This is a genomic window from Streptomyces sp. NBC_01775, from assembly GCF_035917675.1.
Taxonomy (GTDB): domain Bacteria; phylum Actinomycetota; class Actinomycetes; order Streptomycetales; family Streptomycetaceae; genus Streptomyces.
Genome location: NZ_CP109104.1, coordinates 232,143 through 258,660 on the forward strand (window position 1 = coordinate 232,143; position 26,518 = coordinate 258,660).

Consider the following 26,518-nt stretch of genomic DNA (forward strand, 5'->3'; position numbering starts at 1 on the left):
GACAGGCATCACGGGGTGTCCGCCTCCGCCTCCGCCTCCGCGTGACCGTCGCACGAGTGCTCCGGCTGAAGGTCGCGAGCAGGACCGGCAAGCGCACGGTCGGCGTCCTCGGCACGTCTGATCGTCGAGGCCGGACGCGTTTCCATCAGCTCATGACGGCCTTGGCACTCAAGTCTCCGGAGTGGCCGTCGACGGGAGCCGGCATGAGGCGACGGGAGTCGCTGGAGGAGCAGCCACGCGAGCGGATTCGCGAACGGGTTCTCAGCAGTGGTCGCCGAGACCGGCGACCACGGCGGGCAGCCGGTCCATGGCATGGGCCACGCCGAGCCCGTCCATGTAGTCGCGGACATGCGAGATCTGGCCGTCGCGGACCCGAATGACGAGGAGGCCGGGGATGCTGAAGGAGCGGCCGGTGGTGGTCACGGTCCCGGTGACGACCTGCTCGACGGTGATCACCTCGGGGTCGGTGCTCTCGTGCACGGCGACTTCCCTGATCTCCTGTGGCTGCGCCTGGCTCGCGCCCCAGATCGCCCGGTAACCCTCGCGGACCTCTTCGCGCCCTTGGTAGCGCGCGGGCATGCCGGGGAAGAGGAACGGGAACTCATGAACGGCATCGACCGCGTACAGATCGGCCAGGTCGTCCGCGGACTTGTCGAGCATCGCCTGCTGGTAGCGGGCCAGGACCTCGCGAGGGCCGGGGTCGGCCGAGGTTGTGTCCGGCATGCCGGTCGGGCTCCGTTCGGTCGGCGGGCGGCTGCGCTCATTCGTGCGACGGGCCGGGGCTTCGGGCGTGGGAACGCTGCGAGGGCCGCCAAGGTCCGGTTGCGACGCCCGACTTGGAGACCCTCTCGACCGCACTCTACGTGAAGACCGACGACGGACTCGTAGGAACGTCCTGGAGGGGACGGCGGCGGACGGCCGCCGCGAGAGCCGGCCTGCTCCGGCCCGTGCCGCGGCCCGACGTGGCCGAGAACTGCGGGGAAATGAGATACGGCGGGCGGGGCGGTCTTGTGGCCGGTGGGCGGTTCCGGCTTCAGTGGAGTCAAGGAGCTCACGTCCGGTGTGCTTGACCGCTTGACGCAAGGGGGCGGGCGATGACCGTCATCGAGTCGGGAGAAGCGCGCGGACTGCTGTCCGAGGAGGCCGCGCTGGCCAGGGTCCGGGGCGTCTGTTTCAAGACCGGACCCCCGCGCCGGGTCGGGGTGGAACTGGAGTGGTTGGTGCACCCCCTCGACGGCGCCGGAGCGGCGCCGGGAGAGGGGTCCGGAAAGGGGGATGCGGCAGCCCCCGCGGCAATCTCCGCGACCGCCTTGAGGGCGGCGGTGGACGCGGTACGCGAACTGCCGCTGTCGTCGGCGATCTCGCTCGAACCGGGCGGTCAGGTCGAGTTCAGCTCTCCGCCCGCGACATCCCTCCCCGCCTGCGTCGAAACCGTCGGCGCCGATCTGGCCGCCGCGCGCACCCTGTTGAGCCGCCACGGCATGCGCCTGGTGGGCCGGGGACTGGACGACCGCGCGGCCTGCCGGCTGTTGGACGATCCGCGCTATCGCGCGATGGAGAGCTTCTTCGACCGTACGGGCCCGGCAGGGCGGATCATGATGTGTTCCTCGGCCTCGGTCCAGGTCTGCCTCGACGCGGGAGTGGCGGGACGGGGCCCCTTCGGCCTCGGACGCCGCTGGTTCCTCGCCCACGTGCTGGGCGCGGTGTTCACGGCCGCGTTCGCGAACTCCCCCCTCACCGAAGGACCGTGGGCCGGCTGGCGCTCCGGCCGTCAGGCCGTGTGGGCGGCGTTGGACGGCTACCGGAACCTGGCCCCGGCGGGAATGGGCCGGGGGGATCCGCGCACGCTGTGGGCCAGATACGCGCTCGACGCCCCGGTGCTGTGCGTACGGTCCGAGGACGGGCCGTGGACGGTTCCCGGTGACGGCATGACCTTCCGCGAGTGGATCAACCGCTCGCACACCCCGGGCGGGCCCCGCGGGCGGCCCGCCGGAGGGCCGGGCGAGCCCGGCCGGCCGCCGGACCCCACCGATCTGGACTACCACCTGACGACGCTCTTCCCGCCGGTCCGCCCCCAGGGCCACCTGGAACTGCGGATGATCGACGCACAGCCCGGCGAAGACGGCTGGATCGTGCCGCTCGCCGTGGCGATGGCGCTGTTCAACGACGTGGTCGCGGCCGAGACCGCTTTCCGGGCGGTGCGGCCCCTGGCCGGTCTGGCGGACGGGGCGCCGGCCCCGCGCAACGCGCTGTGGGTGCGCGCCGCGCGGGACGGCCTGACCGATCCAGGGCTGCGTGCCGCCGCCGTGACGTGCTTCGCCGCGGCCCGGGAAGCGCTGCCGAGGCTGGGTGCCGGCCGGGCGGTGCGCGCGGCCGTCGAGGAGTTCTCCGCGCGCTACGTGGCCCGGGGCCGATGTCCGGCCGACGATGTCCTCGACGGGTGCCGCGCGGCCCCGTTCAGTGCCGCGCCATTCGACGCCACCCCGTTCGGCGCCGCGCCATTCGACTCCGCTCCCCCGCCTTCCGCGGATTCCATGCCTCCGCGTGCCGCTGACAAGGAGGGGTCCCCGTGACTTCCCCCGCTCCGGAGGGCGGCGCCGCGCCGCTCCGTACCCGTGCGCTGGACGCGCTGGCACTGGCCCGTGACCGCGTCCTCGGCCTGGCCGGCTGTGTCGATGACACCGAACTCACCGCTCAGCACTCGCCGTTGATGTCTCCCCTGGTGTGGGACATGGCGCACATCGCGAACCAGGAGGAACAGTGGCTGCTGCGCGCGGCCGGTGGCCTGGCGGCCATCCGGCCCGAGATCGACTCCCTCTACGACGCGTTCGAACACCCGCGTGCCGAGCGGCCGGCCCTGCCGCTGCTGCCGCCCGGTGAGGCGCGCGGCTACCTGGCCGAGGTCCGGGGACGCGCCGTCGACGTCCTGGAGACGGCGCGGCTCAGCGGCGCCGGGCGGCTCCTTGAGGACGGTTTCGCGTTCGGCATGATCGCCCAGCACGAGCAGCAGCACGCCGAGACGATGCTCATCACGCACCAGCTGCGGCGCGGCCCGGCCGCGCTGGCCGCTCCCCCGCCCCCGTCGGCGCCGCCCTGCGCGGCGCTGCTCCCGGCCGAAGTGGTGGTGCCCGCAGGTGCGTTCACCATGGGTACCGACGACGAGCCCTGGGCCCTGGACAACGAGCGGCCCGCCCACCGCCGCCGGCTGCCGGCCTTCTCTATCGACACGGTGCCGGTCACCAACGCCGCCTATCAGCACTTCATCGCGGACGGCGGCTACCGCGACCCGCGCTGGTGGGCTCCCGCGGGCTGGGAGCAGGTGCGGCGCAACGGGTGGCGGGCGCCGCTGTTCTGGCGCGACGACGGGGCGGGCGGCTGGTGGCGCCGTCGCTTCGGCGTGTCCGAGCCGGTACCCGCCGACGAGCCGGTGCTGCACGTGAGCTGGTACGAGGCGGACGCGTACGCCCGGTGGGCGGGACGGCGCCTGCCGACCGAGGCCGAGTGGGAGAAGGCGGCCCGGTACGACCCGGCCACCGGGCGCAGCCGCCGCTTCCCCTGGGGCGAGGAGCCTCCCGGGCCGCAGCACGCGAACCTGGGCCAGCGCCACCTGCGGCCGGCCCCGGCCGGCAGCTATCCGGCCGGTGCCTCGGCGACAGGGGCACGGCAGCTGCTCGGCGACGTGTGGGAGTGGACGGCGAGCGACTTCGGCCCGTACCCGGGGTTCGCGCCCTTCCCGTACCGCGAGTACTCGGAGGTGTTCTTCGGCCCGGCACACAAGGTGCTGCGGGGCGGGGGTTTCGGCGTGGGCGCGGTCGTCGCGCGCGCGACGTTCCGCAACTGGGACTACCCGGTCCGCCGGCAGATCTTCTCCGGCTTCCGCACGGCCGGTCTGTTGCCGGCGGAGGACGTGTGAGCGGCGCCTCGGGGACGGCTACGCCACGGACGGCGTGCGGCCAAGGGACGGAGGGGCGTGGCTGATGTGCCGTCACCTGGGTTACGTGGGGCCGGTCCGCGCGCTCGGCGAGGTGCTGACGCGGCCGGAATTCTCCCTGGTACGGCAGTCGTGGGCGCCGCGTCGCCAGGGGCACGGGACGGTGAACGCGGACGGCTTCGGCGTCGGCTGGTACGCCGAGGGCGACCCGCAGCCGGCGCGGTACCGCCGGACCGGCCCGGTGTGGGCGGACGGCTCGTTCCCGGACCTGTGCCGGGTGGTGCGCTCGGACGGGATCCTGGCGGCCGTCCGGGACGCCACCGACGGCTGCGCGGGCGGGGAGGCGGCGGTCGCCCCGTTCGGCGCCGGCCACTGGCTGTTCAGCCACAACGGGGCGATCACCGGCTGGCCGGCGTCCGTGGCCGAGGTGGCCGCCCGCACGCTGGCCACCGGGGAGTTCCTGGACATAGAGGCCCGCAGCGACGCCGCGCTGGCCTGGGCCCTGGTCCTGCACCACCTCCGAGCCGGTGCGGGCCCCGCCCCCGCGCTGGCTCGCGTCGCCGCCGAACTGGCCGCCGCAGCGCCCGGCTCCCGGCTCAACTTCCTGCTCACCGACGGCCGCACCCTGGCCGGTACGGCGGTGGGTGAATCGCTGTGGTATCTGCCCCGGCCGCACGAGTCCCTGACGGTCGCCTCGGAGCCGGACGACACCGATCCGAGGTGGCGACAGGTGCCCGACGGACAGGTCGTCACCGGCGACGCCACACGTGTCGAACTGGCCCTTCTGGAGGATCTGTGAGCACGTCCCGCTTCACGCTCACCCGCGCCCTGCCGCTCGGAGCCACCGCCGCCGCGCTGGCCTCCGACGTGGCCGCGGGCCTGTCGAGCGAGCCGAAGTCGCTGCCGCCGCGGTGGTTCTACGACGCGCACGGCAGCGCCCTGTTCGAGGAGATCACCGCCCTGCCCGAGTACTACCCCACGCGGGCCGAGCACGAGATCCTCACCCGGCGCGCCGCCGAGATCGCCCGGCTCACCCGGGCCCGCACCCTGATCGAGCTCGGCTCCGGCTCCTCCGCCAAGACCGGGCTGCTGCTGGACGCGTTGCCGCCGCACCTGTCGTACGTGCCGGTGGACGTCAGCCAGAGCGCGCTGGAGGCGGCCGGCCGGGGCCTGCTGGCGGACCGCCCCGAACTGCGGGTGCACGCCCTGGTCGCCGACTTCCAGGACGGTCTGGAGCTGCCCGACTGTCCGGGGCCGCGCCTGGTGGCGTTCCTCGGCGGCACCATCGGCAACCTCCTGCCCGCCGAACGGGCGCGCTTCCTGACCTCCCTGCGCTCGCTGCTCGCCCCCGACGACGCGCTGCTCCTCGGCACGGATCTGGTCAAGGACCCTACGGTGCTGGTGGCCGCCTACGACGACGCGCGGGGCGTGACGGCGCGGTTCAACAAGAACGTGCTCCGGGTCCTGGCCCGCGAACTGGACGCCGACTGCGATCCGGCCGACTTCGACCACGTCGCGGTCTGGGACCCGGACCGCGAGTGGATCGAGATGCGGCTGCGGGCCCGTACGGCGCTCACGGTGAAGATCCGCGCCCTGGGCTCCAGCGTCGACTTCAAGGCCGGTGAGGAGCTGCGGACCGAGATCTCGGCGAAGTTCCGGCCCGAGGGACTGCGCACGGAGCTCGCCGCGGCCGGCTGGCGCACGGTCAGGTGCTGGACCGACGCCCGGGACCGCTTCGCCTTGAGCCTGGCCCTTCCCGAGGAGTGAGCGGCCCGACGAGTGAGCGGTCCGAGGGGTGAGCGGTCCGCGAGGGGTGAGCGGTCCGAGGAGTGAGCTGCCGGCCGTTCCGCTGCGGGGCCAGGGTGATCAGCAGACGGGGAGCCCAGGGACGGGCTTGTCGTTGTCGCCGCCCTTGACGTAGACGTCGCTGACGTACACGTTCCTGTTCCCGCTGTCGTCGTCCGTCTTCGCCCACCACACGTTCGTCCAGCGGCCGTAGGTCTCACGGTGGGAGAGCTTCGTCTGGCAGTAGAAGTAGTTCGTCCCGGCGTTGAGCTTGCCGACGGGCTGGTGGCCCGCGTCGTAGGAGGTGGCGCTGCGCCACACCTGGCAGTCGTACTTGCCGCCGCCCTTGGAGTGGCACACGGGCGAGGGTGCCGGTCCGCCGCCTCCGAAGCCGCCGTCCCCTGAGCCTCCGCCCTTCCCGCCTTGGGAGCCGGCCGGCTTCCCGTCGCCGCTCCCGCCCTTTTCCCCGCCGTGGTCCTTGCCGCCCGAGGACCCAGAAGAGGCGTCGCCGGAAGCGCCGGCAGAACGGGAGGGGGAGGGCTCGTCCTCGGACGTGTCCTTGCCGTCCTGTTGGCGCTTGTCCCGCTTGCCGATCCTGTCGTTGCCCGAGTCCTCGCCGCCGCCGGAGCCTGGCGCGCCGGAGCGGGCCCCGCCGGAGGCGGAGGCTTCCGGGTCGTCCTTTCCGCCCTGGCTGAGCGCCGCAAAGGTGACGCCGCCGGCGACCAGCACGGTGGCGACGGCCGCCGCCACTATCCGCGCACGCTGCCGGGACCCGCGAGGGGACGCGACACCGTCGCCGTACTCCCGGGTGGCTCCGGTGGCCCGCGGCCCTCCGGGGTGCTGCGGGTTGGCGGGCTGCTGCGGGCCGCCGGGGTGCTGGGCCGGGCCGAACTCCCCCGAAGGTGCCGGGGTTCCGGCGGAGGGCTGCCCGCTGTGGGAGGTCGGGGTGTACGGCGTCCCGGAGGCGGGCGCCGGTGTGGCCGTGGGGTCCGGCTCCTGCTCACGGCCCGCGCCCGCGCTCTCGGCGGGCGGCACGGGCGCGCCGGTGGCCACCGCCTCCAGCAGCGCGGCGGCCCGTGCGGCGTCCGCGCGCCGCGCCGGGTCCTTGTCCAGCAGTTCGTTGAGCGCCGGCTCCAAGGGGCCGACATTGCGCGGCACCGGCAGCGGCTCGGTCACGATGGCGGCGAGCGTCGACCAGGTCGAGGTGCGGCGGAACGGCGAGACGCCCTCCACCGCCGCGTACAGCGTCGCGCCCAGCGCCCACACGTCCGAGGGCGGTCCCGGATCGCCGCCGGCGGCACGCTCGGGAGCGAGGTAGTCCAGGGAGCCGACCAGCTCGCCGCTGCCGGTCAGCCGGGTGGCGAAGCCGTCGCCCGGGTCCTCCATGGCGGCGATACCGAAGTCGGTGAGCACGACCCGCCCGGTGCCCAGGCTCCCACCGGGTGCCGCTTCCGCGTGCTCCAGCAAGATGTTGCCGGGCTTGACGTCACGGTGCAGCACGCCCACCCGGTGCGCGGCGGCGAGCGCGTCCAGCACCTGCGCTCCTATCCGGGCCGCCTCGTCCGGGCCGAGCGGCCCGCGGCGGTCCAGCACGTCGGCGAGCGAGGCGCCTTCGACCAGCTCCATGACGATGACGGGGCGCCCCTCGTGCTGGGTCACGTCGTGGACGGCGATGACCCCGGGGTGGCGCACCCTGGCGGCGGCGCGCGCCTCGCGCTGCATCCTGGTGTGCAGGGCGGCGAGTTCGGCCTGGCTCGCGTCGCTGTAGGTGCGCAGTTCCTTGACCGCCACCTCGCGCGCGAGCACTTCGTCGACCGCGCGCCAGACCGCTCCCATGCCGCCACGGCCCAGTTGGCCGCGCACCCGGTAGCGGCCGGCGAGCAGCCTGCCTTCGCCCGTGTCCCCGCCCTCGGACTGCTGTTCCCCCGGTTCCCGCACCGCGCCCCGTCCCCTTGCCGCGGCCACTCGGCCGCGTCGTCGTGTGGTGGTGAGGGAGTCAGCTTACGGGCCGAAAGAGGGCCATATGGCAGCTGTCTTCAGCCCCGGGTGCGCCCGGCGAGCGTATCGAGGGCGGTACGGTCCATTCCGCTCGCCTTTTCCACCTCGGCGGCCGACAGCGCGCCGCAATCCAGGCCGCGCAGCAGGTAGTTGCTCAACGCGCGGGCCGTGGCGGGCTCGTCCATGACATCGCCGCCCGCACGGCCGACGTATGCGGCCAGGCGCTCGCCCGCACGGGCCAGGCCCTCGCGGTAGAAGGCGTAGACGGCGGCGTACCGCGTCGGCAGGTGGCCCGGGTGCATGTCCCAGCCCTGGTAGTAGGCGCGCGCCAACGACCGCAGCACCAGCGAGTGGTGGAGCCGCCAGGCGTTGTGGACCTGCTCCTGGCCGCCCACCGGCAGCACGTTGGTGGAGCCGTCCGAGAGCCGCACGCCGGTCCCGGCCGCCGCCACCTGCATGACGGCCTTGGCGTGATCGGCGGCGGGGTGGTCCATGGCCTGGTAGGCGGCGCTGACCCCGCACGAGGCGCTGTAGTCGAAGGTTCCGTAGTGCAGCGAGGTGGCCCGGCCCTTTGCCGCGTCGATCATCCGCGCCACGGTGGCGCGGCCGTCGGCGCCCAGGATGGACTGGGTGGTCTCGATCTGGATCTCGAACCCGATCCGCCCCACGGCGAGGCCGTGCGCCTTCTCGAACTCCTCGCACAGCCGCACCATCGCCCCGACCTGCTCCGGGTAGGTCACCTTGGGCAGCGTCAGCACCAGTCCGCCGGGCAGCCCGCCCGCCTCGGCCAGGGTGGTCAGGAAGATGTCGAGGGTGCGGATGCCCCGGTCGCGTACGGCCGCCTCCATGCACTTCATCCGGATGCCCGCGCAGGCGGGAGCGGGGCCCTCGGCGCCGTCGGCGAGCGTGGCGGCGACCAGGCGCGCGGCCCGCACGGCTGCGGCGTCCTCCTCGTCGTCGGGGCGGGGGCCGTAGCCGTCCTCGAAGTCGATCCGCAGATCCTCGACGGGCTCGCTCCGCAGCTTCTCCCGTATCCGCTCGTGGACCGGACCGGCCAGCTCCTCGTCCATTCCGAGCACCCGCGCGAGCGCGCCCGGGTCGGGGGCGTGCGCGTCCAGCAGGGCGAGAGCCGCCTCGCCCCACTCGCGTACGGTGCTCGCCGTGACGGCGTCGGCGGGGACGTAGACGGTGTGCACGGGCTGGCGCGTCGGGGGCTCTCCCGGGTAGCGCCGGGCGAGTTCGGTGTCCACCGGCGCCAGCGCCCGCGAGATCCCCTCCACCACGGACGTGCCGAAGCTGGTGCTGACCGTACCGCCCTGCGACATCTGCGCTCCTCTTCACCGAACCCATCTCTCAACAAAACGTTGAAGATGCGTGGCGACGCTAATGGCGCTGTGACCTGGGAGTCAAGAGCCGGCCCCGACGGCCGCACCCGGCTGTTTCCGGTCGAGGTGGAGGCCCGGCGATCCGGCCACGGCGGCCGGCCCGCGGAGTCACGGGGGGCATCGCCGCAGGCCGCGGAGAACTCAAGCGTCACTTTGCGCCACTGATTCAATGCGAAACGTTACTGAAACGCGCGGGGTCGATGTGCTTTCCCCCGGCGAACTCGACAGACTCACGCTCGCCGATCCGGCACTTACCTTGAAAGCGGAAGGAAGCACACAATGCGGAAGACCGCACCCCGAAGCACCGCCCTCACCCTGGCGATCGCTGCGATGGGGTCCCTCGGCACACTCGCGTTCATGACCGCGCCCGCCCAGGCCGCGCCCGCGAAGGCCACCTCTCTCTACGCTCCCTCGGCCCTGGTCCTCACAGTCACCCAGGGGGACAGCGCCGCCGCGGCCCCCGAGCGCGCCGTCACCCTCAGCTGTACGCCCACCGCGACCGGCACCCATCCCGCCGCGGACACCGCCTGCGAGCAACTCCGCGCCGCCGGAGGTGACTTCGACGCCCTCAAGAGCGAGGGCGACCTGTACTGCACGAGGGAGTGGCGGCCGGTCGTGGTCACCGCCCAGGGCGTGTGGGAGGGCAAGCGCGTCGACCACGAGCGCACCTACGCCAACACCTGCGTGAAGAACGTCGAGGGCTCGTCCGTCTTCGCGTTCTGACCGGACGGGACGGACCGGCTGCCGCACAGGAGCCGCCCGCACACGGAGGGGCCCCGCACCACGATCTGGTGCGGGGCCCCTCATCCGTGCGCACTCGCGCGGGACGTGCTCAGCCCTTGCGGGTCTTGACCTCGTCCGTGAGCTGCGGAACGACCTCGAACAGGTCGCCGACGACGCCGTAGTCGACGAGGTCGAAGATCGGCGCCTCGGCGTCCTTGTTGATGGCGACGATGGTCTTCGAGGTCTGCATACCGGCCCGGTGCTGGATCGCGCCGGAGATGCCGGTGGCGACGTAGAGCTGCGGCGAGACGGACTTACCGGTCTGGCCGACCTGGTGGGAGTGCGGGTACCAGCCCGCGTCCACCGCGGCGCGCGAGGCGCCGACGGCCGCGCCCAGCGCGTCGGCCAGGTTCTCGATCAGCGGGAAGTTCTCCGCTCCGTTGACGCCACGGCCACCGGAGACCACGATCGCCGCCTCGGTCAGCTCGGGGCGGCCGGTCGACTCGCGCGGGGTGCGCGAGGTGACCTTGGTGCCGGTCGCCGCCTCGCCGAAGCTGACGGCGAGCTGCTCGACGGCACCGGCCGCCGGCGCCGCCTCCGGGGCCGCCGAGTTGGGCTTGACGGTGATGACCGGAGTGCCCTTGGTGATGCGGGACTTGGTGGTGAACGCGGCGGCGAACACGGACTGCGTGGTCACCGGACCCTCGTCACCGGCCTCCAGGTCCACCGCGTCGGTGATGATGCCGGAGCCGAGGCGGACGGCGAGCCGCGCCGCGATCTCCTTGCCCTCGGCGGAGGACGGCACCAGCACGGCCGCGGGCGAGACGGACTCGTAGGCGGCCTGGAGGGCGTCGACCTTGGGGACGACAAGGTAGTCGGCGAACTCGGGCGCGTCGGCGGCCAGTACGCGGGTGGCGCCGTACTCGCCGAGGATCTTGGCGGCGTCCTCGGCGTTCGGGCCGAGGTGCACGGCGACCGGCTCGCCGACCCGGCGGGCCAGGGTCAGCAGTTCGAGGGTGGGCTTGCGGACGGCGCCGTCCACGTGGTCGACGTAGACCAGAACTTCAGCCATGGGACTTCAATCTCCTGCGGTTACGAAGAGTTGGGCGGTTTGCGGGACGGCTGAGGCTCAGATGAACTTCTGCCCGGCCAGGTACTCGGCGAGCTGCTTGCCGCCCTCACCCTCGTCCTTGACGACGGTGCCCGCCGTGCGCGCGGGGCGCTCGGTCACGCCGTCGACCGTGGTCCAGGCACCCTCCAGGCCGACCTCGTCCGCCTCGATGTCCAGGTCGTCCAGGTCCAGCGACTCGACCGGCTTCTTCTTGGCGGCCATGATCCCCTTGAAGGAGGGGTAACGGGCCTCGCCCGACTGGTCGGTGACGGAGACGACGGCCGGGAGCTGCGCCTCCAGCTGCTCGGTGGCGGCGTCGCCGTCGCGGCGGCCGGTCACCTTGCCGTCCTCGACCGAGACCTCGGACAGCAGCGTCACCTGCGGGACACCCAGGCGCTCGGCGAGCATCGCGGGGAGGACGCCCATGGTGCCGTCGGTGGAGGCCATGCCGCAGACCACCAGGTCGTATCCGGTCTTCTCGACGGCCTTGGCGAGCACGTAAGAGGTGCCCAGGACGTCGGTGCCGTGCAGGTCGTCGTCCTCGACGTGCACGGCCTTGTCGGCACCCATGGACAGCGCCTTGCGCAGGGCGTCCTTGGCATCCTCCGGGCCGGCGGTCAGCACCGTGATCTCCGCGTCGTCGGCCTCGTCGGCGATCTGCAGAGCCTGCTCGACCGCGTACTCGTCCAGCTCGGAGAGCAGGCCGTCGACCGACTCGCGGTCGGTGGTCAGGTCCTCCGCGAAGTGCCGGTCACCGGTGGCGTCGGGCACGTACTTCACACAGACAACGATCCTCAAGCTCACGCCGGCTCTCCTACTGCTTCGACTTACGGGTCCCGGTCCGGTGGACCGGCGTCCGTCCACAATATTACTCGTCAGTACACCCAGCATGTTCCCCGTTCTCAAGGGCGTCGAACTGTGACGTTCCCAACGGGGAGAGTGACCGCTCCAACTCCATCACGCAGGGCGGTGCGAAGCGAGAGCCGTGGGAGGGGATCTGGATCACGCCGACCGGGCGGACGCCCCGGCTCCGGTCAGCCGACGGCGGTGCCCAGCGCGGCGATGACGTCGGCGCGGCGCGGCAGACCCGAGGCCCTGGTGACGACGCGGCCCGCCGCGTCGAGCACCAGCACCGTGGGGGTGGCGGTGATCTCCAGCTCGCGCACGAGGGACAGGTGCTCCTCGGCGTCGATCTCCACGTGTGCGACTCCCTCGACCATGGCGCTGACGTCGGCGAGGGTGCGGCGGGTGGCGCGGCAGGGCTGGCAGAAGGCGCTGGAGAACTGCACGAGCGTCGCCCGCTCCCCCAGCGCGGCAACCCCGAGCACCTCGGGCCCGAGCACCTCGGTCCTCAACACCTGGGCCTTGGCCACTTCGGCCCCGGCCGCCCCGGCGTCGGCCTGTTCCCGCTCGTCCACGAAGCCCTCCATTCCCGCGCGCTTATGGACAAGTGTGCCGCGAGGGTAGCCAGGCGCAGGGCTTTGGGGAACGATCTGGTGGAGCCAGAGGTTACGCATGCGTAAGTTCCGGCTGCCTGGACGGCCAGAACGGCCTGGCGGAAATTCCTCCCAGGTACCGAGACGAAGGGTTCCCCGACGTGGCAGATCTCCTCTACCCGCCGGTGATAGGCGCCGCACGAGCGTGGTTCAAGGCTCTCGACCTGCGCTTCGACATCCACGGCACCGAACATGTGCCCTCGCGCGGTGGCGCCGTACTGGTGAGCAACCACATCAGCTACCTGGACTTCATCTTCACCGGGCTCGCCGCCCGGCCCGCCAAGCGCCTGGTCCGGTTCATGGCGAAGGATTCCGTCTTCCGGCACAAGATCTCCGGGCCGCTGATGCGCGCGATGAAGCACATTCCGGTCGACCGCTCGCGCGGGGAGAACGCCTACGCGCACGCACTCAAGGCACTGCGCTCCGGCGAGATCATCGGGGTCTTCCCGGAGGCGACCATCTCCCGCTCCTTCACCCTCAAGGACTTCAAGTCGGGCGCGGCCCGGCTGGCGCAGGAGGCCCGGGTGCCGCTGGTTCCCATGGCCCTGTGGGGGACGCAGCGGCTGTGGACCAAGGGCCACAAGCGGGACTTCGGACGCCACCACCTGCCGCTCTCCATCCGGGTCGGCGAGCCGATGACCGCGGAGCAGGACGAGCCCGCGGCCGGCGTCACAGAGCGGCTGCGCGAGCGCGTCCAGGAGTTGCTGGAGGCGGCGCAGCACGCCTACCCGGCCACACCGAAGGGTGCGGCGGACTCCTGGTGGCAGCCGGCCCATCTGGGCGGCACCGCCCCGACCCCGGCCCAGGCCCGAGCGCTCTGAGACAAAGAGCGCTCGGGGCGTCCTCGGACGGCGGCGAGGCCGAGGCACTCCAGCAGCGCCTCGGCCTCGCCGTACCACTCCGAGCGGTCCCGGCCGCGAAACGGACGAGGCGCGAACGCCGCTAGAGCGCGGTGTCCAGCAGCCGCCACAGCTCGGCGCGGTCGGTGGCCCGGCGCAGCGCCCGCAGGATGACCGGGTGCGGCTCGGAGTGGAGCACCGGGTAGTCGCACTCCCCCTTCTCGGGGCGCACGGGCCAGGCGAGCTGCTCGCGGTCGAGGCGGAACTGCGCGTCCACACCTGGCTTGTTGCCGCGCGGATCCTGCCGGATCCAGCGCCCGCCGGGCAGCCGCATGGCGATCAGGCCGTGCAGGACATCCAGTTTCTGGTAGCAGAACCCCACGGGAACGCCCTCCGCGCGCAACAGCGCTGCCAGCGCGTGGGACTTGGCGTGACAGATCCCGGTCCGCTGCGCGAGGACGTCGGAGGCGCGCCAGGTGATGCGGGGATCGTCGGCATCCGCGGAGTGCGTAATGGTGTCGCGTACGAACTCGTAGGCGGCGCGTGCGTACTCGGCCAGATCGTCGGCGCCCGCACTCAGTCGGGCAGCCGTCTCACGGACGAGCGGGTGGGTGTGATCGACGGCGGAGTCGGCGGCCAGATAGGCCGAGTCGTCGGCGGTGAGCGGTGTCAGCTGCATGCCCGGTGAGCGTAGAGTGCGGCCCGCCGTATCTCAATTCTTTTACGGGTGGTCACATAATTATGCATTCGAATCAGCGGGCCATCTCCTCGCGCAGTGCGTCCAGGAACCCGTCGACGTCCGCCTCCGTGGTGTCGAAGGAGCACATCCAGCGCACGTCACCGGCCGCCTCGTCCCAGAAGTAGAAGCGGTAGCGCTTCTGGAGGCGTTCGCTCACATCGTGCGGGAGCCGGGCGAAGACGGCGTTGGCCTGGACGGGATACAGGATCTCCACCCCGTCGACGGAGCGGACGCCCTCGGCCAGCCTGCGGGCCATCGCATTGGAGTGCCGCGCGTTGCGCAGCCACAGGTCCCCGGACAAGAGCGCTTCCAACTGCACGGCGATGAAGCGCATCTTGGAGGCGAGCTGCATGGACAGCTTGCGCAGGTGCTTCATGTGGCGGACGGCGTCGGGGTTGAGCACGACGACGGCCTCGCCGAAGAGCATGCCGTTCTTGGTGCCGCCGAAGGAGAGGATGTCGACCCCGGCGGCGTTGGTGAAGGCGCGCATCGGGACGTCCAGCGCGGCGGCGGCGTTGGCGATGCGGGCACCGTCGAGGTGGACCAGCATGCCCCGCTCGTGCGCGTGCTCGCACAGGGCGCGTATCTCCTCGACCGTGTAGAGCGTGCCCAGTTCGGTGTTCTGCGCGAGCGAGACGACCTGCGGCATGGCGCGGTGCTCGTCGTCCCAGCCGTACGCCTCGCGGTCGATCAGCTCGGGGGTGAGCTTGCCGTCCTCGGTGGGCACGGTGAGCAGCTTCAGCCCGCCGACGCGCTCGGGGGCTCCGCACTCGTCGACGTGGATGTGCGCGGAGTCGGCGCAGATCACCGCGCCCCAGCGGTCGGTGACCGCCTGGAGCGCGACGACGTTGGCGCCGGTGCCGTTGAAGACGGGGAACGCCTCGGCGCGCCGTCCGAAGTGACTGCGGATGACGGCCTGGAGGTGCTCGGTGTACTCGTCGGCGCCGTAGGCGGACTGGTGGCCGCCGTTGGCGACGGCGAGCGCCGCCAGGATCTCCGGATGCGCGCCCGCGTAGTTGTCGCTGGCGAAGCCGCGCACCTCGGGGTCGTGGCGGCGCCGGGCGTCCGTGGCCGCGGCGGCCCCCGCGGACGACGCGGACGAGGGGTTCAGGGCTTGGGCGTCAGCCACAGGCGGGTTCCGTTCAGCTCTTCGGTGGGCTTGGTCCAGGTACCGGCTACGGCCTCCGCCAGATCCTTGACGTCCGTGAAACCGGCGAACTTCGCGTTCGGCCGGTCGGCCCGCATCTGGTCGTTCACCAGCGCCTTGACCACCAGGATGGCAGCGGCGGCGGGCGGGCCGCTCTCGCCCCCCGCCTTGTGGAAGGCATCACCCAGCGCGAGCGTCCAGGCTTCGGCCGCGGCCTTGGAAGCGGCGTAGGCGGCGTTGCCCGCCGTGGGCTTGCCGGCCCCGGCGGCGCTCACCAGCAGAAACCGCCCGTACCCTGAGCGCTCCAGCGGCCCCTCGAAGGCGAGCGAGGTGTGCTGGAGCGTACGGATGAGGAGGCTGTGCAGCGTGTCCCAGTCCGCGAGGTCGGTCTCGGCGAACGAGGCCGAGCCGCGCCAGCCGCCCACCAGGTGCACGAGGCCGTCGACCCGGCCGAACTCCTTCTCGGTCTTGTCCGCCCATGCCCTGGTCTCCTCCAGGCTCAGCAGGTCGACGGTGTCGCCCGTGACCGTCGCCCCACCGTGGGCGAACCGCGCCGCGTCCACCGCGTCGGCCAGCCGCTCGGCGTCCGCGTCGGAGGCCACGACGACGGCGCCCTCCTCGGCCAGCCGCAGCAGCGTGGCGCGCCCCGCGGGCCCCGCCGCGCCGGCGACCGCGACCACGGCCCCCTGGAGCCTGCCCTCACCGTTTCCCTCGTAGCCACGCTTCGTCGTCGTGTCCGTCATGGTCGCCTCCTCGCGCCCGGCATTCCGCTGTCCGCTCACGCCGCGGCGGCCTGAGCCGGGCTGCTGTGGGCGGTGATCCCCTGCGTCGATGCGATCACACTCCGGAGCTTCTTCGCGAGTGCCTCATAGAACATGCTGAGCGGAAACTCATCCGGAAGCACCTCGTCCACCAGCTTGCGCGGCGGGAGGGTCAGATCGAGCGCGTCGGGGCCCTTGGCCCAGGTGGAGCCCGGGTGCGGCGCCAGGTAGGTGGAGACCAGCTCGTACGCCTTGAACCAGTGCACCAGCTTGGGCCGGTCGATGCCGGCGCGGTAGAGCGTCTCGATCTCCTCACGCAGGGCGACGGTGACCTGGCGGGCGCGGTCCCAGTCGATGCTGAGGCTGTTGTCGGTCCAGCGCAGCGCGTCGTGCTGGTGGAGGTAGGCGAAGAGCAGCTGGCCGCCCAGACCGTCGTAGTTGCGCTTGCGCTCACCGGTGACGGGGAAGCGGAAGAGACGCTCCAGGATCATCGCGTACTGCACGTCGCGACCCTGCGGGAAACCGTCGGCCTCCAGCTTCACGCCCTCGTGGAAGGCGGTCAGGTCGCAGCGCAGCTCCTCCAGGCCGTACATCCAGAACGGCTGCCGCTGTTTGATCATGAAGGGGTCGAAGGGCAGGTCGCCGTGGCTGTGGGTGCGGTCGTGGACCATGTCCCAGAGCACGAAGGCCTGCTGGCAGCGCTCCTGGTCGGCCAGCATCTCCTGGGCGTCCTCGGGCAGTTCGAGACTGGTCACGCCGCAGGCCGCCTGGACGACGCGGCGGAAGCGGGCCGCCTCGCGGTCGCAGAAGATGCCGCCCCAGCTGAAGCGCTCGGGCGCCTCGCGCACGGCGATGGTCTCGGGGAAGAGGACGGCGGAGTGCGTGTCGTATCCCGAGGTGAAGTCCTCGAAGGCGATGCCGCAGAACAGCGGGTTGTCGTAACGGGTGCGCTCCAGCTCGGCCAGCCAGTCGGGCCACACCATGCGCAGCACGACCGCTTCGAGGTTGCGGTCGGGGTTGCCGTTCTGGGTGTACATCGCGAAGACGACCAGGTGCTGAAGGCCGTCGGCGCGCCCCTGCGCGGGCTGGAAGGCGAGCAGCGAGTCCAGGAAGTCGGGGACGCCGAATCCGCCGTCGGCCCAGCGGCTCAGGTCGGCCGCGAGCGCGCGGTGGTACGCGGCGTCGTGCGGCAGCAGCGGGGACAGCTCCTCGACGGCGGCGATCACGCGGTCCAGCTCCTCGCGCACGGCCTCCCGCGTGGGCGCGCCCTCGGCCTCGAAGTCGATGGACCCGTCCTTGGACTGGGCGGGCCTGACGGCTTCGACGGCCGCCTTCAGCGCGCCCCAGGCGGGGTGTGCCACCACACTGTCGGACGGCGAAACGCCGCCCTCGGCGGGCGTCGGCGAAAAAATTTCCGTCATATTGACCCCTCCACAGAAGAAACTCGCGTACAGAAACCGTATACACGAGAGTGTCCTTCTCTCAAGGGGAAGTGCCAGGAGACTATGCGGTGAGACCGGGGTCACCGCCGTCGTTCTTCCTGCACACAGGGGTCACGGCGACAGTCTTTCCCAGTTCCGTCACGGCCCCCGCCGCCTCGCCACCACAGCCGAAGTCTGACGGCCCGCCGCCCCCGCCCGGTGCCGTTAGTCTGGCGGGCGCGCTCCGCGTGCCCCTCCGGGCGGCCCGCCGGCGCGAGCCTGCCACCATTGATCGCCACATGATCACCGCACGAAAGCGAGAGCGCCCCGTGCCAATGCTCACCGTCGGACACCGTGGAGTGATGGGCGTCGAGCCCGAGAACACCCTGCGCTCCTTCGTCCGCGCCGAACGCGAAGGGCTCGACGTCCTGGAGCTGGACCTGCATCTGAGCAAGGACGGCGAGCTGGTGGTGATGCACGACGCCGACGTGGCGCGCACGACCGACGGCAGCGGGCCCATCGGCGACTTCACACTCGCCGAGCTGCGTGAGCTGGACGCGGGCGAGGGTGAGCGGGTGCCGGTCTTCGACGAGGTGGTCGACGCGGTGAGCAGCCCCCTCCAGGCGGAGATCAAGGACAGGGCCGCCGCACAGGTGCTGGCCCGGACGATCGAGAAGCGCGGCCTGCACGAGCGGGTGACCGTGATCTCCTTCCACGCGGAGGCCCTGCGCGAGACCCGCGAACACCTGCCCGACATCCCCCTCGTGCTGGTGGCGGGCCGCTCCTCGCCGACGGCGCCCGAGCGGGCCGAGGAGCTGGGCGCCGGGATGATCTCGCTGGAGCTGGAGCACGTGGACGAGGACGTCGTCCAGCGCGCCCACGCGCGCGGCATCAAGGTCATCAGCTGGACCGTCAACACGGACGAGGACCTCGCCCGCGCCCGTGGGCTGGGCCTGGACGGCGTGGTGACGGACATGCCCGAGATCAGCCGGGCCGTCGGCGCCCTCTCGTGAGCGGCTGCCCCCGGCCCGGCAGGACCGGCCCGGGGGCGCTCCGTCCCGTCAGCTCAGCGGCTTGACCAGCAGTTCGAAGGCCAGGTCGGACCGCTGGGGGATGCCGAAGCGCTCGTCGCCGTAGGGGAACGGGCTGAGCTGCCCCGTACGGGTGTAGCCGCGCCGCTCGTACCAGGCGATCAGTTCCTCGCGCTGCTGGATGACCTGCATCTGCATCCGCTCCGCGCCCCACTCGGCGCGCACGGTGCGCTCCGCCTCGGCCAGCACGGCGCGGCCCAGGCCGCCGCCCTGGAGGCCGGGATCGACGGCGAACATGCCGAAGTAGGCGTCCACGCCGCGGTGTTCGAGCTGGCAGCAGGCGACGACCTCACCGTCGCGCTCGACGACGAGCATGATGCTCTTGGGGTCCCTGACGACGGCGCCGACCCCGTCCGGGTCGGTGCGCTGCCCGTCCAGCAGGTCGGCCTCGGTGGTCCAGCCGGCGCGGCTGGCCTCACCCCGGTAGGCGGACTCGACGAGCGCGGTGAGCGTGGGGATGTCGGCCTCGGCAGCCGTGCGGAAGGTGAGGGACGCGTTGCCCTGCTGTGCGGTGTCGCTCATGTCTGCGGAGCCTATCCGGGTGCGGAGAACTACAGTGCGGGGGCATGGTGCATGTACTGAGCAGCCGGGTGCTGCTGCGGCCCGCCGACCCCGACAGGTCACGGGCCTTCTACGGCGAGCAGCTGGGCCTGGAGATCTCCCGCGAGTTCGGGACGGGCCCCGAGCGCGGGACCGTCTATTTCCTGGGCGGCGGCTTCCTGGAGGTCTCCGGACGCTCCGCCGGGCCGCCCACCCCCACCCTCCAGCTCTGGATGCAGGTCGCGGACGCCGAGGCGGCCCACGAGGAGCTGACGGCGGCGGGCGTGGAGGTGCTGCGGGAGCCCGTCAAGGAACCCTGGGGCCTGATCGAGATGTGGATCGCGGACCCGGACGGGCACCGGATCGTGCTGGTCCAGATCCCCTCGGACCACCCGCTGCGCTCCCGCCCGGGGATCTGAGCGTTCCCCCTGCCCCGCGTACGGCGAGGAGGTGCCGGGGGGGCCTGAGCCGTGGTGCCGGAGACGCCGGAAGCGGCACCGGTGTGGACTTTGGGTGTCTGCTCCCCCGTTGCGTCCGTGCGCTCCCGTATGCCGTGCGGGGGCGGGCAGCCTCTTGCGCAGGCGGGCGGGAGGTGGGCGATGCACGGCCCTGCCACGATCGGCTGGCTGTTGGTGGCGCTCTGCGCGATCACGGGCGTCTCCTGTGCGCTGCGGGCGAGAGAGGCGGCGGACCGGCAGCCGCGCGCGGACGCGGTCAGCGAGGCGCTGATGGGCTTCGGCATGGCACTCATGGCCGTCCCCGCGCTGTGGAGCGCGGAGCCGCTGTCCCCCACGCTGCTGGCCTGGCTCTTCGCCACCGCGTTCGGCGCCCTGGCGGCGCGCGAGCTGTGGTCGCTCGGCGGACGGCGCGGCGCGGGCCCGGGTGAGCGAGGCCCGGTCCATCTGCACCATGTGGTCGGCGCCCTGGCGATGGTCTACATGTCGCTCGCGATGGCCACCGGCGCGTCCCCGGGCACGTCGCAGGGCCCGGCGCCGCCGCACCACGCGGGCGCGGGCGGCATTCCGCTGCTGACGGGCGCGCTGCTGGCGTACTTCGCGGTCTACGTGCTGTGGGGCGGAGCCCGGGTGATGCCCTCCGGCACGGCGGCAGGGGCGCAGTGGGCGGGCGCGGCTGCGGCCACAGGCACCGGCACCGGCACCGGTGCGAGAGGGGCCTGTCCAGGGGGTGTCGCGCACCGGGCCGGGGTGGCCACCGGGTGCAGGGTGGCGATGGGTGCGGGCATGTTCGCGATGCTGCTGACGCTGTGAGCGGGCTGCTGACGCTGCGGGCGGACCGCTGACGCTGCGGGCAGACCGCGCGGCAGGACGAGCCCTGCCCGCACGTGAGGCACGTCACTTCTGCACCGAAGGATGTATGGCGGCGTCGGGCAGGCCTTCTAGGCTGTGGCCCATGATGGTCCCGCTCACGCTGATGGCGCTCGCCCTGCTCGCCGCGGGCCTTGCGCCACGCGTTCTGACCCGCAGTTCGTGGCCGGACCGCGAGCCGGTGCTCGCGCTGTGGGTGTGGCAGTGCGTGGTAGGGGCCGTCCTGCTGTGCTGTCTGCTGGCGATGGCGCTCTCCGGTGCCGCCGCTTTCGAGGTCGTGCGCAGTCACGTCTTCGCGGGTGCTCCGCACGGCGTCGTCGAGGCGTACGCCTCCGGCACCTACGCCCCCTGGGCCGGGGCCCTGTCGCTGCTGCTGGCGTGCGGGGGCGCGTGGACCGGCGCGATGCTGCTGCGGGAGGTCAGGGACGCGCGCGCCCGGCGGCGCGGGCGCCGGGCCGACCTTCGCGAGCGCGCGCCCCAACTGCCGGGTGAGGAAGCTCCGTCGGGCGACCGGCTGGTGGTGCTGGAGGGCGAGAAGCCGGACGCGTGGTGGCTGCCGGGCGCGGCGCCGCAGCTCGTCATCACCACGGCGGCGCTGCGCCGCCTCAAGGGCCGGCAGCTCGACGCCGTCCTGGAACACGAACAGGGCCACGCGCGCGCCCGTCACGACTGGCTGCTGCACTGCTCCTCGGCGCTGGCCACCGGCTTCTCCCGGGTACCGGTCTTCGCGGGCTTCCGCGACCAGGTGCACCGTCTGGTCGAACTGGCCGCCGACGACGCCGCGTCCCGCCGCTACGGACGGCTGACAATCGCCCTCGCGCTGGTCGGACTCAACGAGGACCGGGGCGTGTTCGGCCCGTGCCCCGCTCCCCTGGCGCTGGTGCCCCAGCGTGTGCAGCGGCTGCTCACGCCCCCGTCGAGGCTGTCGGTCGGCCGCAGACTGCGTATGACCGCCGTGGCCTCCCTGGTGCCCGTCGTCCCGGTGCTGGTGGCCTTCGCACCCGGGCTGTCGGCACTGCACTAGATCCGGCCACGGATCCGGTGGACAGCCCCCTGGCGGATCCCGTGCGCACGCACGTCAGGGATTCCGCGCGGCCGAAGTGCGCGCGGGGCTTGTGCCATGACGGGTCCCGCGGGTGATGATCGAGTGCATGTACCGTCCAACTCCGCCCCCGCCAGGAGCACGACACCTGAAGGTCGCCGCCGCGCTCGGCGTCCTCGCGGTCCTCGCCATGGCCCTGACCGCCGTCGAGTGGCGCCCCCTGCGCACTCTCGACACCGACGTCGCGAACGGGCTGCACTCGTCCGCGCTCGACCACCCGGGCCTGACACGGACGGCCAGAGTGCTCACCGACTGGGTGTGGGACCCGTGGACGTTCCGGCTGCTGCTCGCGGTGGTGGTCGTGGGACTGCTGTGGCGCGGGGAGCAGCTGCTCGCGCTGTGGATGGCGGGCACCGCTCTCGTCGGCTCAGGGATCCAGCAGGGGTTGAAGGCCGCACTCGGGCGGGAGCGGCCCAAATGGCGGGAGCCGGTGGACTCTGCGGAGTACGCCGCGATGCCGTCCGGGCACGCGCTGACGGCGGCGCTGGTGTGTGTACTGCTGCTGTGGCTCCTGCGTACCAGGGGCACGCCGCCCGCCGGAATCTGGTGGCCTGCGGTGGCGCTGGCCTGTGTGTCCGTCATCGGCGTGGCCTTCACCCGGGTGTGGCTCGGTGTGCACTGGCTGACGGACACGCTGGTGGGGGTGGCGCTGGGCACGGCGATCGGCCTCGCGGCAGCCGCGGGCTGGACGACGCTGGGGCCGGGAGCCCGGGAAGCGGCACAGCGGGAGCCGCAGGGCCAGGGCTGACTGGCGGCGCGCGCGGCGTTCGAAGCGACGGGGCACCCCGCACCGAACGCCGCGTGTCAGCGGGATCAGCCGCGATCAGCCCGGATCGGCCTTCTCGGCCGGTCAGTTCTTGCGCGCCACGGCGCCCACGTTGTCGACCTCGTCCGGCTCTCCGAAGGGCAGCGCCTCGGGGCGCCAGCGCGAGACGGAGACCAGGCCGGGCTCCAGGACCTCCAGGCCGTCGAAGAAGCGGGCGATCTGCTCCTTCGTGCGGTTGATACGGGGGTTGTCGCTGGTGCGGTTCCACTGCTTCACCATCCTCCGCACGGCCTCGGGGTTGACGACCTCGGCGGAGTCGCTGAAGACAAGACAGCTGCCGGAGGGCAGCGCGTTCATCAGCTTCCCCACCGCCTCGTAGGCGCTGTCGTCCGGGAGGTGGGCGACGACTCCGAGCAGCATGAGGGCGACAGGTTCGCCGAAGTCCAGGATCTGCGCCGCGCCCCGGAGGATCGCGTCGGGATCCCGCAGGTCCGCGTCGATGTAGTGGGTGACGCCTTCGGGCGTGCTGGTCAGCAGGGCGCGGGCGTGGGTGAGCACGAGGGGGTCGTGGTCGACGTAGACGATCCGGCAATCCGGCGCGACGCGCTGTGCGACCTCGTGGGTGTTGTCGACGGTGGGCAGCCCCGTCCCCACGTCCAGGAACTGCCGGATGCCCAGCTCTCCGGCGACGAGCCGGACGGCGCGGCAGAGGAAGGCGCGCTGGGCGCGTGCCGTCTCGACGATGCCGGGGTTCTGGGCGGCGATCTCGTCCCCGACCTGCCGGTCGACGTCGTAGTAGTCCTTGCCGCCGAGCCAGTAGTTCCAGATCCGCGCCGAGTGCGGCACGGTCTCGTCGATCTCCCGGGGATCCGGTTTCGGACTGTCGGTCATGGGTCTTCCCGCCCTCCGCGCGCCTTCCGTCCCGCACAACCTATCCGCGGGCGGGGCTGACATACTCCCGATCATGGCGACATTACAGAACGGCACCTCCCAAGCGTCGGCCGTCATGTTCGACTTCTCCGGAACCCTGATGCGGGTGGAGTCGGTGGCGGACTGGCTGAACGGGGTGCTGGAGAGCACGGGAATCGAGATGTCCCAGCCGCAGCTCGACCGGTGCGCCACGCTCCTGGAGGAGGCCGGGGCGCTGCCCGGAGGCGCGAAGCCCCGCGAGATCCCGGAAGGGCTGCGCGAGCTGTGGCACACGAGCGACCTCAGCTCGCGGGAGCACCGGACCGTCTACACCGCGCTGGCCCGCCAGGTGCCGCTGCCGAAGCCCGAGTTGTACGACGCGCTGTACGACCGCCACATGTCACCGGATGCCTGGCAGCCCTACCCGGACACGGCCGAGGTGCTCCGGACGCTGCACGCACACGGGGTACCAGTGGCCGTCGTGAGCAACATCGGCTGGGATCTGCGGCCCGTCTTCCGGGCGCACGGTCTGGACCCTTACATCAGTGCCTACGTGCTCTCCTTCGAGCACGGTGTCCAGAAGCCGGAGTCCCGGCTGTTCCGCGTCGCGTGCGAGGCACTGGGGAGCGCTCCGGAGCACACGCTGATGGTGGGGGACGACGAGAGGACGGACGGGGGCGCGACGCGGATCGGCTGCGCGGTGCGGATGGTGCGTCACCTGCCGGTCGGTGAGCGCCCGGCCGGGCTGCTGTCCGCGCTGGAGGGCGCCTGGCGGCCCCGGGTCGGTACGCGGGAGGCCGGGGGCGGCGGCGCGAACCCGGGCCGGGACGGGGCTGGTTGAGGCGGATTCCCCTGGAGTCCCGGTCGGGGGGCGACTGCCGTCGGGGCAGACTAAAACCGATACCGGGGCGATCCCCCGCGTCGCCCCGATATCGGCCGCTGCACCGGGCACCTGAACCGTGGCGCGGAGGCGGATACCCGAAGTCGTGCTGAGTATATTGGCTGCCAGCCAGTCAACGCAGGAGTTACAGCATGTCCCCCCGGAGCGCATCGGTCAATGAAGAGTTGCGCCGACGCTCGCGCGAGCGCCTGCTTCAGGCGACCGTCGAGCTGGTTGCCGAACGCGGTTACGAGGCGACGACATTGGGCGATATCGCGGACAAAGCAGGCTCGGCTCGCGGGCTGATCTCCTACTACTTCCCGGGCAAGCGCCAGCTCTTCCAGTCCGCCGTGCACCGGTTGATGCATCTGACGCTGGCCGAGGCGCTGGAGCGGCCCCCGCTGCCCGAAGACAGCGGCTCGGGGCAGGAGTCGCTGGCACGCGCGATCGACGCCGTGCTGGGCCTGGCCCACGACGAGCCGGTGCTCATGCGCGCGCACATGGCCGGGATGCTCCAGCAGGAGGGCTTCGTGCAGTGCGACGAGCAACAGCGCCTGGCGTCCTTGCTCCACTCCACGTTGGCCCGCTACGGCTCTCCCGACCCGGATACCGACTATCCGCTGCTGCGTGCCAATTTGATGGGCGCGGTGGTCGCGGTGCTGCTGCCGGGGGCGCCGATGCCGCTGGAGCGGCTGCGCGGCGAGCTGTTCGCGCGCTACGGGCTCGACTGGGGGCAGGGCCGGCCACCGCCGGGACGCGCCTGGGATGCTTCATCCGGTTGAGCCGCTGCTCCGGGAAGTGCCGCTGCGTCCGGTGGGGTCGCTCCATCCGATGGCCGGTGGGGTCGCTCCATCCGGTGGATCGCTTCGTCCGGCGCCGATGTCGCACCATCCGGGGCCGGCGGCCGTGCGGCCAGGACCGGGGTCCTGAGCCGCACGGCGGGCGGAGTCAGCGGTAGTGGGGCTGTGTCTGGACGTTGAGTTCGCTCATCCGGACGCCCTTGGCGCTGTCGGTACGCCGGTCGTCGATGCGCAGGACGTCGAAGCCCTTGGTCATGTCGTTCGAGTAGATGTGCCCGTTGTAGTAGTAGGCGGACCAGGAGCCGCCGCCCACCAGGGTCGTCTCGGATATCGGGCCGCGCTCGAAGTATCCGATCTCACGGGGCTTGGCGGAGTCGGTGAAGTCCCACACCGAGACTCCGCCCTGATACCACGCCTGCACCATGATGTCGCGGCCCTTGGCGGGTATCAGGGAGCCGTTGTGGGCGACGCAGTTCTCGGTCTCGGCCTGGTGGCGGGGGATCTTGAAGTAACTCTTGAAGACGAGCTTGCGCTTGTCGCCCTTGCCCTTGAGGTCGTAGATGCCGTCGGCACCCTTCTGGTCACCGGTCCCGGCGTTGCAGGTGGGCGCGCCGCCACCGCCGAGTTCATCGGTGAAGATGACCTTGTTGCCGGTCTTGTTGAAGGTCGCGGAGTGCCAGAAGGCGAAGTTCTCGGTGTCCTCCACGCGGTCGAGCACCCGCGGCTTCTCCGGGTTCTTGATGTCCATCAGGATGCCGTCACCCATGCACGCCCCCGCGGCCAGCTTCAGCTTCGGGTAGGAGGTGATGTCGTGGCATCCGGTCGTCGCGCTGGAGCGCGGCTTGTCGGGGTCGCCGGGGAAGCCGCCGTCGGGGAAGAGCACGGGGAAGTCGATGACCTTGGCCTTCTTCGGCTGCGTACGGGGCACCTTGACGATGGAGATGCCGTCGTGCGGAGGCTGGCAGTCGGGGAAGGACGCGTCGGGCGAGTAGGACGACACGTAGACGTACACGTTCTTGCGGTCCGGCACCAGCGTGTGGGTGTGCGACCCGCAGGAGGTCTCCACGGCGGAGACGTACTTCGGGTTCTTCTTGTCGCTGATGTCGAAGATCTTCATGCCCTCCCAGGAGCTCTTCTCCGTGGGCGGCGCCGTCTCGCTGTCGCAGGAGTTGTCACTGCGCGAGGAGTCGGTGGAGAGGAAGAGCAGGTTCCCCGAGACGGAGATGTCGTTCTGGGAGCCGGGGCACAGGACCTGGCTGACGACCTTGGGAGCCTTTGGCCTGCTGATGTCGTAGACGGTGAACCCGTCGTAGTTGCCGGCGAACGCGTACCTGCCCTGGAAGGCCAGGTCCGAATTGGTGCCCTGGAGCGCGCCCTTGGGCAGGTTCGTCAGATGCGAGATGTTGTCGCTGTGCACGATCTCGTCCTGGCCGGGGATGTCGCCCTTGCGGATCGCCTCCTCGGTCTGGGCCCGGTCCCGCTCGGAGACCTTCTTCGGTGCGCGCGGCGAGTCCCCGGGGTCGGGTGTCGCCGCGGCGGGGCCCGCGGTGAACAGCGCGGCCAGCAGGCCGAGCACCACCACGGCCACGGCGCCCGGCCGCCTGCGCGGCCGGACGGGTCTGTGGTTCGAGGTCACTGCTACCTCCCTTGGATCCGCCCGTCTCCCTTCGTGGTGGGACGGCAGCGGATTCCGGCAGTATGACCCGCGCCATGTACATCTCAACAGGGGCAACCGAGGCTGTCATCGGACGTCTTGGCACCCTCGACCG

27 protein-coding genes are annotated in these 26,518 nt (G+C 72.0%); 13 read left to right on the plus strand and 14 right to left on the minus strand.

Going from position 1 to position 26,518, the window contains the following annotated elements:
• Positions 1–8: 8 nt before the first annotated feature.
• Positions 9–146, minus strand: a complete 138-nt coding sequence (locus OHB04_RS01155; RefSeq protein ID WP_326806534.1) for a hypothetical protein — start codon at positions 144–146, stop codon at positions 9–11.
• Between the two features lie 115 nt (positions 147–261).
• Positions 262–723 carry a nuclear transport factor 2 family protein gene (locus tag OHB04_RS01160; RefSeq protein WP_326806535.1) on the minus strand — a complete coding sequence of 154 codons (462 nt, stop codon included), beginning with the start codon at positions 721–723 and terminating at the stop codon, positions 262–264.
• A 371-nt stretch (positions 724–1,094) separates the two neighbouring features.
• Between OHB04_RS01160 and egtA the strand changes: the two genes are divergently transcribed.
• From egtA to egtD, 4 genes are all read left to right on the plus strand, one after another.
• Positions 1,095–2,573: an ergothioneine biosynthesis glutamate--cysteine ligase EgtA gene (gene egtA / locus OHB04_RS01165; RefSeq protein WP_326685871.1), complete on the plus strand. Its 1,479-nt coding sequence runs from the start codon at positions 1,095–1,097 to the stop codon at positions 2,571–2,573.
• Positions 2,570–3,913 carry an ergothioneine biosynthesis protein EgtB gene (gene egtB / locus OHB04_RS01170; protein WP_326806536.1) on the plus strand — a complete coding sequence of 448 codons (1,344 nt, stop codon included), beginning with the start codon at positions 2,570–2,572 and terminating at the stop codon, positions 3,911–3,913. The genes egtA and egtB overlap by 4 nt, the downstream gene beginning before the upstream one ends.
• 64 nt (positions 3,914–3,977) lie before the next feature.
• Positions 3,978–4,730: an ergothioneine biosynthesis protein EgtC gene (egtC, locus tag OHB04_RS01175; protein ID WP_326685873.1), complete on the plus strand. Its 753-nt coding sequence runs from the start codon at positions 3,978–3,980 to the stop codon at positions 4,728–4,730.
• Entirely contained in the window at positions 4,727–5,698 is a 972-nt protein-coding gene (egtD, locus tag OHB04_RS01180; RefSeq protein WP_326685874.1) for an L-histidine N(alpha)-methyltransferase, read from the plus strand. The genes egtC and egtD overlap by 4 nt, the downstream gene beginning before the upstream one ends.
• Before the next feature lie 99 nt (positions 5,699–5,797).
• Here the strand turns inward: egtD and OHB04_RS01185 are convergent, their stop codons facing one another.
• Positions 5,798–7,654 carry a serine/threonine protein kinase gene (locus tag OHB04_RS01185; RefSeq protein ID WP_326806537.1) on the minus strand — a complete coding sequence of 619 codons (1,857 nt, stop codon included), beginning with the start codon at positions 7,652–7,654 and terminating at the stop codon, positions 5,798–5,800.
• 98 nt (positions 7,655–7,752) lie between these two features.
• Entirely contained in the window at positions 7,753–9,039 is a 1,287-nt protein-coding gene (locus tag OHB04_RS01190) for a DUF6986 family protein (RefSeq protein WP_326685876.1), read from the minus strand.
• Between the two features lie 339 nt (positions 9,040–9,378).
• On the opposite strand from OHB04_RS01190, the gene OHB04_RS01195 reads away from it, so the two are divergent.
• Positions 9,379–9,822, plus strand: coding sequence for a subtilase-type protease inhibitor (locus OHB04_RS01195; protein WP_326806538.1), 444 nt, complete (start codon positions 9,379–9,381; stop codon positions 9,820–9,822).
• 109 nt (positions 9,823–9,931) lie between these two features.
• On the opposite strand, the gene OHB04_RS01200 is transcribed toward OHB04_RS01195, so the two are convergent.
• The 3 genes from OHB04_RS01200 to OHB04_RS01210 all read right to left on the minus strand — a co-directional run bounded on the left by OHB04_RS01200 (position 9,932) and on the right by OHB04_RS01210 (position 12,351).
• On the minus strand, positions 9,932–10,894 hold the full coding sequence (locus OHB04_RS01200; RefSeq protein WP_326685877.1) for an electron transfer flavoprotein subunit alpha/FixB family protein: 963 nt from the start codon (positions 10,892–10,894) through the stop codon (positions 9,932–9,934).
• Positions 10,895–10,951: 57 nt separating this feature from the next.
• Positions 10,952–11,737, minus strand: coding sequence for an electron transfer flavoprotein subunit beta/FixA family protein (locus OHB04_RS01205; protein ID WP_326685878.1), 786 nt, complete (start codon positions 11,735–11,737; stop codon positions 10,952–10,954).
• A gap of 230 nt (positions 11,738–11,967) precedes the next feature.
• Positions 11,968–12,351, minus strand: coding sequence for a TlpA family protein disulfide reductase (locus OHB04_RS01210; RefSeq protein ID WP_326685879.1), 384 nt, complete (start codon positions 12,349–12,351; stop codon positions 11,968–11,970).
• Between the two features lie 179 nt (positions 12,352–12,530).
• On the opposite strand from OHB04_RS01210, the gene OHB04_RS01215 reads away from it, so the two are divergent.
• On the plus strand, positions 12,531–13,250 hold the full coding sequence (locus tag OHB04_RS01215) for a lysophospholipid acyltransferase family protein (protein ID WP_326685880.1): 720 nt from the start codon (positions 12,531–12,533) through the stop codon (positions 13,248–13,250).
• Between the two features lie 121 nt (positions 13,251–13,371).
• On the opposite strand, the gene OHB04_RS01220 is transcribed toward OHB04_RS01215, so the two are convergent.
• The 4 genes from OHB04_RS01220 to OHB04_RS01235 form a co-directional block, all read right to left on the minus strand.
• Positions 13,372–13,947 carry a transglutaminase-like domain-containing protein gene (locus OHB04_RS01220; RefSeq protein ID WP_326685881.1) on the minus strand — a complete coding sequence of 192 codons (576 nt, stop codon included), beginning with the start codon at positions 13,945–13,947 and terminating at the stop codon, positions 13,372–13,374.
• 73 nt (positions 13,948–14,020) lie between these two features.
• A complete protein-coding gene (locus OHB04_RS01225) occupies positions 14,021–15,136 on the minus strand; it encodes a threonine aldolase family protein (RefSeq protein WP_326685882.1) in 1,116 nt (371 codons plus the stop codon).
• Positions 15,115–15,897 (minus strand): SDR family NAD(P)-dependent oxidoreductase, encoded by a 783-nt coding sequence (locus OHB04_RS01230; RefSeq protein ID WP_326685883.1) that lies wholly within the window; start codon positions 15,895–15,897, stop codon positions 15,115–15,117. Before OHB04_RS01230 ends, OHB04_RS01225 begins: the two co-directional genes overlap by 22 nt.
• 35 nt (positions 15,898–15,932) lie before the next feature.
• A complete protein-coding gene (locus OHB04_RS01235; protein ID WP_326685884.1) occupies positions 15,933–17,336 on the minus strand; it encodes a DUF6421 family protein in 1,404 nt (467 codons plus the stop codon).
• A gap of 362 nt (positions 17,337–17,698) precedes the next feature.
• Between OHB04_RS01235 and OHB04_RS01240 the strand changes: the two genes are divergently transcribed.
• On the plus strand, positions 17,699–18,349 hold the full coding sequence (locus OHB04_RS01240; protein ID WP_442814771.1) for a glycerophosphodiester phosphodiesterase: 651 nt from the start codon (positions 17,699–17,701) through the stop codon (positions 18,347–18,349).
• Positions 18,350–18,397: 48 nt separating this feature from the next.
• Here the strand turns inward: OHB04_RS01240 and OHB04_RS01245 are convergent, their stop codons facing one another.
• On the minus strand, positions 18,398–18,949 hold the full coding sequence (locus OHB04_RS01245) for a GNAT family N-acetyltransferase (RefSeq protein ID WP_326806539.1): 552 nt from the start codon (positions 18,947–18,949) through the stop codon (positions 18,398–18,400).
• Between the two features lie 44 nt (positions 18,950–18,993).
• Between OHB04_RS01245 and OHB04_RS01250 the strand changes: the two genes are divergently transcribed.
• From OHB04_RS01250 to OHB04_RS01265, 4 genes are all read left to right on the plus strand, one after another.
• Entirely contained in the window at positions 18,994–19,386 is a 393-nt protein-coding gene (locus tag OHB04_RS01250; RefSeq protein ID WP_326685886.1) for a VOC family protein, read from the plus strand.
• 180 nt (positions 19,387–19,566) lie between these two features.
• Positions 19,567–20,235, plus strand: a complete 669-nt coding sequence (locus OHB04_RS01255) for a DUF5134 domain-containing protein (protein WP_326806540.1) — start codon at positions 19,567–19,569, stop codon at positions 20,233–20,235.
• Between the two features lie 142 nt (positions 20,236–20,377).
• A complete protein-coding gene (locus OHB04_RS01260) occupies positions 20,378–21,316 on the plus strand; it encodes a M56 family metallopeptidase (RefSeq protein ID WP_326806541.1) in 939 nt (312 codons plus the stop codon).
• 127 nt (positions 21,317–21,443) lie between these two features.
• Complete coding sequence (locus OHB04_RS01265) at positions 21,444–22,142, plus strand: phosphatase PAP2 family protein (protein ID WP_326806542.1); 699 nt, start codon at positions 21,444–21,446, stop codon at positions 22,140–22,142.
• A 102-nt stretch (positions 22,143–22,244) separates the two neighbouring features.
• Here the strand turns inward: OHB04_RS01265 and OHB04_RS01270 are convergent, their stop codons facing one another.
• A complete protein-coding gene (locus OHB04_RS01270; protein WP_326685890.1) occupies positions 22,245–23,051 on the minus strand; it encodes an SAM-dependent methyltransferase in 807 nt (268 codons plus the stop codon).
• A gap of 73 nt (positions 23,052–23,124) precedes the next feature.
• Here OHB04_RS01270 and OHB04_RS01275 point away from each other — a divergent pair, with 73 nt between their 5' ends.
• Positions 23,125–23,910: an HAD family hydrolase gene (locus OHB04_RS01275; protein ID WP_326806543.1), complete on the plus strand. Its 786-nt coding sequence runs from the start codon at positions 23,125–23,127 to the stop codon at positions 23,908–23,910.
• Positions 23,911–24,101: 191 nt separating this feature from the next.
• Positions 24,102–24,731: a TetR/AcrR family transcriptional regulator gene (locus OHB04_RS01280; protein WP_326685892.1), complete on the plus strand. Its 630-nt coding sequence runs from the start codon at positions 24,102–24,104 to the stop codon at positions 24,729–24,731.
• A gap of 166 nt (positions 24,732–24,897) precedes the next feature.
• On the opposite strand, the gene OHB04_RS01285 is transcribed toward OHB04_RS01280, so the two are convergent.
• Positions 24,898–26,385 (minus strand): LVIVD repeat-containing protein, encoded by a 1,488-nt coding sequence (locus OHB04_RS01285; RefSeq protein ID WP_442814772.1) that lies wholly within the window; start codon positions 26,383–26,385, stop codon positions 24,898–24,900.
• Positions 26,386–26,518: the final 133 nt, after the last annotated feature.

Excerpts from the sequence above, each read along its gene's own strand:
- OHB04_RS01230 (WP_326685883.1), bottom strand. The coding sequence starts at position 15,897 with ATGACGGACACGACGACGAAGCGTGGCTACGAGGGAAACGGTGAGGGC.
- egtA (WP_326685871.1), top strand. The coding sequence starts at position 1,095 with ATGACCGTCATCGAGTCGGGAGAAGCGCGCGGACTGCTGTCCGAGGAG.
- OHB04_RS01235 (WP_326685884.1), bottom strand. The coding sequence starts at position 17,336 with ATGACGGAAATTTTTTCGCCGACGCCCGCCGAGGGCGGCGTTTCGCCG.
- OHB04_RS01190 (WP_326685876.1), bottom strand. The coding sequence starts at position 9,039 with ATGTCGCAGGGCGGTACGGTCAGCACCAGCTTCGGCACGTCCGTGGTG.
- OHB04_RS01195 (WP_326806538.1), top strand. The coding sequence starts at position 9,379 with ATGCGGAAGACCGCACCCCGAAGCACCGCCCTCACCCTGGCGATCGCT.
- OHB04_RS01260 (WP_326806541.1), top strand. The coding sequence starts at position 20,378 with ATGATGGTCCCGCTCACGCTGATGGCGCTCGCCCTGCTCGCCGCGGGC.
- OHB04_RS01200 (WP_326685877.1), bottom strand. The coding sequence starts at position 10,894 with ATGGCTGAAGTTCTGGTCTACGTCGACCACGTGGACGGCGCCGTCCGC.
- OHB04_RS01245 (WP_326806539.1), bottom strand. The coding sequence starts at position 18,949 with ATGAGCGACACCGCACAGCAGGGCAACGCGTCCCTCACCTTCCGCACG.
- OHB04_RS01155 (WP_326806534.1), bottom strand. The coding sequence starts at position 146 with ATGGAAACGCGTCCGGCCTCGACGATCAGACGTGCCGAGGACGCCGAC.
- OHB04_RS01275 (WP_326806543.1), top strand. The coding sequence starts at position 23,125 with ATGGCGACATTACAGAACGGCACCTCCCAAGCGTCGGCCGTCATGTTC.
- OHB04_RS01160 (WP_326806535.1), bottom strand. The coding sequence starts at position 723 with ATGCCGGACACAACCTCGGCCGACCCCGGCCCTCGCGAGGTCCTGGCC.
- OHB04_RS01240 (WP_442814771.1), top strand. The coding sequence starts at position 17,699 with ATGGGCGTCGAGCCCGAGAACACCCTGCGCTCCTTCGTCCGCGCCGAA.
- OHB04_RS01255 (WP_326806540.1), top strand. The coding sequence starts at position 19,567 with ATGCACGGCCCTGCCACGATCGGCTGGCTGTTGGTGGCGCTCTGCGCG.
- OHB04_RS01265 (WP_326806542.1), top strand. The coding sequence starts at position 21,444 with ATGTACCGTCCAACTCCGCCCCCGCCAGGAGCACGACACCTGAAGGTC.
- OHB04_RS01270 (WP_326685890.1), bottom strand. The coding sequence starts at position 23,051 with ATGACCGACAGTCCGAAACCGGATCCCCGGGAGATCGACGAGACCGTG.
- OHB04_RS01250 (WP_326685886.1), top strand. The coding sequence starts at position 18,994 with ATGGTGCATGTACTGAGCAGCCGGGTGCTGCTGCGGCCCGCCGACCCC.
- egtC (WP_326685873.1), top strand. The coding sequence starts at position 3,978 with ATGTGCCGTCACCTGGGTTACGTGGGGCCGGTCCGCGCGCTCGGCGAG.
- OHB04_RS01220 (WP_326685881.1), bottom strand. The coding sequence starts at position 13,947 with ATGCAGCTGACACCGCTCACCGCCGACGACTCGGCCTATCTGGCCGCC.
- OHB04_RS01280 (WP_326685892.1), top strand. The coding sequence starts at position 24,102 with ATGTCCCCCCGGAGCGCATCGGTCAATGAAGAGTTGCGCCGACGCTCG.